General features: G+C 69.9%; 5 protein-coding genes. 3 read left to right on the top strand and 2 right to left on the bottom strand.

Annotation, left to right across the window (positions count from 1 at the left end):
* Positions 1–71: 71 nt before the first annotated feature.
* Positions 72–1,919, bottom strand: a complete 1,848-nt coding sequence (locus ACFWVV_RS31650) for a chitinase (protein WP_384348465.1) — start codon at positions 1,917–1,919, stop codon at positions 72–74.
* 125 nt (positions 1,920–2,044) lie between these two features.
* A complete protein-coding gene (locus ACFWVV_RS31645) occupies positions 2,045–2,872 on the bottom strand; it encodes a GntR family transcriptional regulator (RefSeq protein WP_384348462.1) in 828 nt (275 codons plus the stop codon).
* A gap of 192 nt (positions 2,873–3,064) precedes the next feature.
* Here ACFWVV_RS31645 and ACFWVV_RS31640 point away from each other — a divergent pair, with 192 nt between their 5' ends.
* From ACFWVV_RS31640 to ACFWVV_RS31630, 3 genes are all read left to right on the top strand, one after another.
* Entirely contained in the window at positions 3,065–4,321 is a 1,257-nt protein-coding gene (locus ACFWVV_RS31640) for an extracellular solute-binding protein (RefSeq protein WP_384348459.1), read from the top strand.
* Positions 4,322–4,424: 103 nt separating this feature from the next.
* Entirely contained in the window at positions 4,425–5,420 is a 996-nt protein-coding gene (locus ACFWVV_RS31635) for a carbohydrate ABC transporter permease (RefSeq protein WP_384348457.1), read from the top strand.
* Positions 5,421–5,476: 56 nt separating this feature from the next.
* Positions 5,477–6,322: a carbohydrate ABC transporter permease gene (locus ACFWVV_RS31630; protein ID WP_384348454.1), complete on the top strand. Its 846-nt coding sequence runs from the start codon at positions 5,477–5,479 to the stop codon at positions 6,320–6,322.
* Positions 6,323–6,329: the final 7 nt, after the last annotated feature.

Raw genomic sequence — 6,329 nt, 5'->3', positions numbered from 1 at the left:
CCGCGGTGGGCGGTGGGCCGGCGCAGAATGTGCCGAGGGCCGGCCCGCCGCGGCAGCCGCCCCGGCGGGCCTCAGCTGCCGCCGAAGTAGGCGTCGAAGTTCTTGCTGAAGTCCTGGTTGTTGAAGCGGTCCCAGTTGATCGACCAGGTCATCAGACCGCGCAGGGACGGCCAGGTGCCGTGGGTCGGGTAGCTGCCGCAGTTCGTCTTCTTCGTCAGGCAGTCCAGTGCCTTGTTGACCTCGGCGGAGGACACCCAGCCGTTTCCCGCGTGGGTGGAGGCGGGCATCCCGATGGCGACCTGTCCGGGACGCAGCGGCGGGAAGACGTTGTTCGCGTCCCCCGCCACCGGGAAGCCGGTGAGCAGCATGTCGGTCATCGCGATGTGGAAGTCGGCGCCGCCCATCGAGTGGTACTGGTTGTCCAGGCCCATGATCGGACCCGAGTTGTAGTCCTGGACGTGCAGCAGGGTCAGGTCGTCCCGCAGTGCGTGGATGACCGGGAGGTAGGCGCCCGCGCGCGGGTCCTGGCCGCCCCACTTGCCCACGCCGTAGAACTGGTAGCCCAGCTGGACGAAGAAGGTCTCGGGCGCCATGGTCAGGACGAAGCCGCTGCCGTACTTGGCCTTGAGGGTCTTGAGCGCCGAGATCAGGTGGACGACGACCGGGGTGGTCGGGTTCTTGAAGTCGGTGTCGGCGGTGTCCAGGGAGAGCGAGTGGCCCTCGAAGTCGATGTCGAGGCCGTTCAGCCCGTACTCGTCGATGATCTTCGAGACGGAGGCGACGAACGCGTCACGGGCGGCGGGCGTGGTGAGCCGGACCTGCCCGTTCTGTCCGCCGATGGAGATCAGTACTTTCTTGCCCTGGGCCTGCTTGGCCTTGACGGCGGCTTTGAACTCGGCCTCCGACTCGACGTTCGGGCACTCGGCGACGGGGCAGAGCTCGAACCGGATGTCCCCACTGGTCACCGAGGTGGGCTCGCCGAAGGCGAGGTTGATGACGTCCCAGGAGGCGGGGACGTCGGCCATCCTGGTGTAGCCGGAGCCGTTGGCGAAGCTGGTGTGCAGATAGCCGATCAGGGCGTGGGCGGGCAGGTCACCACCGGGGCCGGGGTCGCCGCCGCCCGGCGGAGTGGTCACGGTGACGGCCGCGGACCTGGCCGACTCGCCGTCCGCGTTCAGGGCGGCCACCTGGACGCTGTAGGCGGTGGCGGGGGTGAGCCCGGTGAGCGTGGCGGAGGTGCCGGTCACGGTGGTGGCCCTGGTGCCGTCGCGGTAGACGGCGTACGAGGAGGCGCCGGTGGACGCGGTCCAGGTGAGAGCCGCGCTGGTCGGGGTGACGGTGCCCGCCTTCAGCCCGGCCGGCGGGGCGGGCGGCTGGGGCTGGTCGCTGTCGCCGGGACCGAACAGGCTCAGGTCGTCGGCGTAGTAGGCCGGGGTGCCGTACCAGCCGTGGGTGTATATCGAGACCTGGGTGGTGTTCGCCCCGGTCTTGAAGGTGGTGCTCAGCTGCTTGAAGGCGTCGGCCGACTGGGTCCAGGTCGACACGTCGGTGGTGCCTGTGCCGCTCGCGCCGAGGTAGACGTACGCGCCGCGCACCCAACCGCTCAGCGTGTAAGTCGAGTTGGGCTTGACCTTGACGGTCTGGGTGCACTTGGCGTGGTCGCTGCCCGTGGGGGTGGCCTTGAGGGCGGAGGTGCCGCTGCGGACGGGAGAGGTGACGGTGGCGCCCGCGGTGCAGTTCCAGCCGGTGAGCCCGGCTTCGAAGCCGCCGTTGCGGGCGAGTTCCGCATCGGCCGCGACCGCTGCCGGGGCGGCGGCGGTCAGGCCGGACGCGGCGAGCGCGAGAGCGGTGGCGAGGAGGCCGAAGGACGAGGCGGCACGACGGCCTCTGGGCGCGCGGGATCGGTGGGGACGGTCCACAACTGCCTCCGGAGCGGGGGGAGATGGGGGTTCGATGGCCGCCCAATGTGGTCCAGACCAATAACCTTGTCAAGGCTCCCGGCAGCGTTCGCCGATCCACTGCGGTTCTGCCGGTGCCCCGCCGGTCAGCGGGCGTCTCCCGTCGTCGACGACCTGATGATGTCCCCGTGCGCGAAGTCGCCGGGCGGGATGCCGGGGTGGTGGCTCCCGGGGCGGGCGTGCGGGGCGGTGACGCCCAGGGCGAGCCGGGAGACGATGCGGTAGCGGTCGCCCCGGTAGACCGAGTGGACGTACTCGACCGGCTGGCCTGCGGTGTCGGTGGTCAGGCGCTCGATCAGCAGGGCGGGGGAGAGGACCGGAACGTCGAGCACCCCGGCCTCGGCCTCGTTGACCACGGTCGGCTCGATGGACTGCACCGCCTGGTCGACGTGAACCTGGTGGTGCTCGCGCAGGTGGTCGTACAGGTCCCCCGCCTCCAGCTCCTGCGGAGTGAGGGAGGGTACCAGGTCGGCGGGGATGTGCAGGTGCTCGATGGCGATCGGCGTTCCGTCGACCAGTCGCAGGCGGGCGATGGAGATGACCCCGGCGGCCGGTGAGATGTGCAGCTTGCGGCCGATGCGGGCTCCCGCGCGGAGGGTGTCCAGCCGCAGCAGCCTGCTGGACCAGGCGCCCCCGGCCCGCGGCACGGCGAACGCCGCGTCGTCGGAGACGAGTTCCTGGGTGATCTTGGCGGGGGCGACGAACATGCCGCGGCCGTGTTCGCGTACCAGCTGCCCGGTGGCGACGAGTTCGTCGACGGCGGCGCGCAGGGTCGGGCGGGAGACGCCCAGTTCGGTGCTGAGCGTGCGTTCCGAGGGGATGGCGTCGCCGGGACTGCGTACCTCGATCAGACCGAGGAGGAACTCCCGGACCCGCTCCCGCTTGAGTACGGCACCTGAGGAGTTGCTCTCCATGACTCCGGCCTCTCTGCCTCGCTTCACCACAACTGGTCTGGTGGTAAAGGCCAGCTTAGGTGCTCCCCGTGAACCGTGCCAGCAAAAAGCCTTGTTTACCAAGGGGTTGACGCCCTCATTGGTCTATGCCACCTTCGAGCCACATCGTTGGCCAGTTGCCCAACTGGTCAACTCTTCCGCGAGGTGAATCCAGTGAAGATCCGCTTCATTCCCCCTGCCGCGGCACTCGCGGCCGCCTGTGTGCTCACCGCCTGCAGCAGCACCTCGTCCGGCTCAGGCCAGGCGGGCGGTCCCGAGACGCTGACCGTGTGGATCATGAAGGACAGCGTTTCCGACGCCTACCTCCAGCGGTTCGAGAAGGACTTCGAGCAGCAGCACAAGGACACCGTCCTTGACATCCAGATACAGGAGTGGGACGGCATCGGTGAGAAGATCACCGCCGCGCTCGCCAGCAAGGACGCCCCCGACGTCATCGAGGTGGGCAACACCCAGGTCGCGCAGTACGCGCAGAGCGGCGGCGTCCTCGACCTGAGCGACAAGGCCGGGGAACTGCGGGGGGCCGACTGGCTCCCCGGCCTCGCCGAGCCGGGCAAGGTCGACGGCAAGCAGTACGGCATCCCCTGGTACGCGGCCAACCGCGTCGTGATCTACCACAAGGACCTCTTCGCCAAGGCAGGCATCACCTCCCCGCCCAGGACCCGTGACGAGTGGCTGCGGATCACCGAGAAGCTGAACCGGGGCAAGACGCAGGGCATTTACCTCCCCGGGCAGAACTGGTACACCCTCGCCGGCTTCATCTGGGAGGAGGGCGGAGAACTCGCCGAGAAGCAGGGCGAGAAGTGGAAGGGGGCGCTCGACAGCCCGGAGGCTCTGCGGGGCATGGACTTCTACCAGCGGCTCCAGGCGCTGGGCAAGGGGCCCAAGGACGCCGACGAGGCCAAGCCCCCGCAGGCGGACGTCTTCGCCAAGGGGGACGTCGCCCAGATCATCGCCGTTCCCGGCGGCGCCAGAATCGTGGAACAGGCCAACCCCGCCCTCGCGGGCAAGCTCGGCTTCTTCCCGATCCCCGGCCGTACCGCGGGCACCCCGGGAGCCACCTTCACCGGCGGGTCCGACCTGATCGTTCCGGCCGCGTCCGCCCACCCCGACGCCGCCTACCAAGTGGTCAAGTCACTCGCCGGGGAGAAGTGGCAGCGGGACCTCGCGAAGACCATGAGCTACGTACCCAACAGGACCTCGCTCGCCGACGCCCTCCAGGACGACGAGGGCACCGCCGCCATGGCCGCGGCGGCGGCACAAGGGCGCGCCACGCCCAACTCCCCGCAGTGGGCCGCCGTGGAGGCGACCAACCCGATCAAGGAGTACATGACCGCGGTACTGACCGGAAGCGACCGGCAGAAGGCCGCGAAGGACGCCTCCGACGCCCTCAGCAAGACGCTCAACTCATGAGGCGACTCGTGAGCGGGGCCCGGCCGGTCACGGCTCGGCTCGTGAGCGGGGCCCGGCCGGTCACGACTCCGCTCATGAGTGGGGCCCGGCCGGGGACGCGGGCATGACGCGCCCGGCCACCCGCCCCGGCGCGGCGGCCGGACCGGTCGCCGTGGAGACGGGCCCCGTCCCCCCATCCGCCCCGGCACCACCGCCCGCACGCGGGCGCCGCGTTCCCGGCTCTCTGTGGCCGTACCTGCTCATCGCCCCCACGGTCCTCGGTATCGCCGTCCTGCTCGCCTACCCCCTCGCCCGCAACCTGCTCATATCCCTCCAGCACTACGGCATGGCCGAACTCATTCGAGGCGGCGCGGAGTTCGCCGGCCTGGAGAACTACCGGGAGATCCTGGGTGACGCCGAGTTCTGGCAGGTCACCCGGCGCACCCTGGTGTGGACCGCGATCAACGTCGTCCTCATCATGGTGATCGGCACAGCCGTCGCGCTGATGCTCCAGCGGCTGGGCAGGAGGATGCGGACGCTGGTCCTGAGCGGCCTCGTGCTCGCCTGGGCCAGTCCCGTCATCGCCACGACCACGGTCTTCCAGTGGCTCTTCTCCTCCCGGCTGGGAGTGGTCAACTGGCTGCTGGTGCGGCTGGGGTTCGACTCCTTCCAGGACTACTCGTGGCTGGCGCACGGGCCGGCGGCCTTCACCGTCCTGGTGCTGCTCGTCGTCTGGCAGTCGGTGCCGTTCGTCGCCATCACCCTGCACTCCGCGCTGACCACCGTCCCCACCGAGCTCTTCGAGTCGGCGCGGATCGACGGCGCGGGCGGCTGGCGGATCTTCCGCTCGATCACGCTGCCCCTGCTCCGACCGATCTTCGGGCTCGTACTGAGCCTGGAAGTCATCTGGGTCTTCCGCTGCTTCGCCCAGATCTGGGCCGTCACCGGGGGCGGGCCCGGCGGAGCCACCACCACCCTGCCGGTCTACGCCTACCAGGTGGCCCGCTCCCTGCACCGCTACGACCTCGGGGCCGCCGCGGCGACGCTCACCGTACTCATCCTGATCGGTGCGCTGATCCTCTACTTCCGTCAGATGTTCCGGCAGGAGGCCGAACTGTGAGCCCCGCTCCCGTGAGCCCCGTCCCCGTGAGCCCCGCCCCCGCAAGCCCCGTCCCCGTGAGCCCCGCCTCCGCGTCCCGCGTGCTGCGGCGGCTGCCCCTGCACGCGGGCGCCCTGCTCACCTTCGTGGCATGCGTCTTCCCGGTGTACTGGATGGTCCTCACCGCCTTCAAACCCACCCCCGACATCCAGGCCGAGACGCCCCTCTTCCTGCCCACCTCGCTGACCCTGGAGCACTTCTCCGCAGCGGTGAACGCCGACGGATTCTGGTCGTTCTGGCGCAACAGCCTCCTCGTCACGGCCGGTTCCGTCCTGCTGGCCCTCGCCATCGCCCTCGGCTCTGCCTTCGCGGTGGCGCGGCTGCGCTGGAAGGGCCGCCGCGGCTTCGTCCTGATGGTCTTCCTCGCACAGGTCGCCCCCTGGGAAGCGCTCCTCATCCCCATGTACGTCATCGCCCGCGACACCGACATGCTCGACCGGCTCCCCACCCTCACCCTCGTCTACTTCATGATCACCCTGCCGTTCACGATCATCACCCTGCGGAGCTTCCTCACCGGAATACCCAAGGAACTGGAGGAAGCCGCCCAGGTCGACGGCTGCACCCGCGCGGCCGCGTTCCGCAGGGTCACCCTCCCGCTGCTCGCCCCCGGCCTGCTCGCCACCTCGCTCTTCGGATTCATCACCGCCTGGAACGAGTTCGCCTTCGCCAACATGCTGATCATCAAGAACCAGGACGACCGCACCCTCCCGGTCTGGCTCTCCTCGTTCTCCAACGTCTTCGGCACCGACTGGGGCGCCACCATGGCTGCCTCCACCCTCTTCGCGCTGCCCGTCCTCATCCTCTTCCTGGTGCTCCAGCGCCGGGTCGCCACCGGCCTGGCCGGCGGCGCGGTCAAGGGCTAGGAGGCCC

The sequence above is a fragment of the Streptomyces sp. NPDC058663 genome, from assembly GCF_042716745.1.
In the GTDB taxonomy this organism is placed as follows: domain Bacteria; phylum Actinomycetota; class Actinomycetes; order Streptomycetales; family Streptomycetaceae; genus Streptomyces.
The sequence above is the reverse complement of the archived record's forward strand: the minus strand, read 5'-3'. Positions and strand labels throughout refer to the sequence as shown.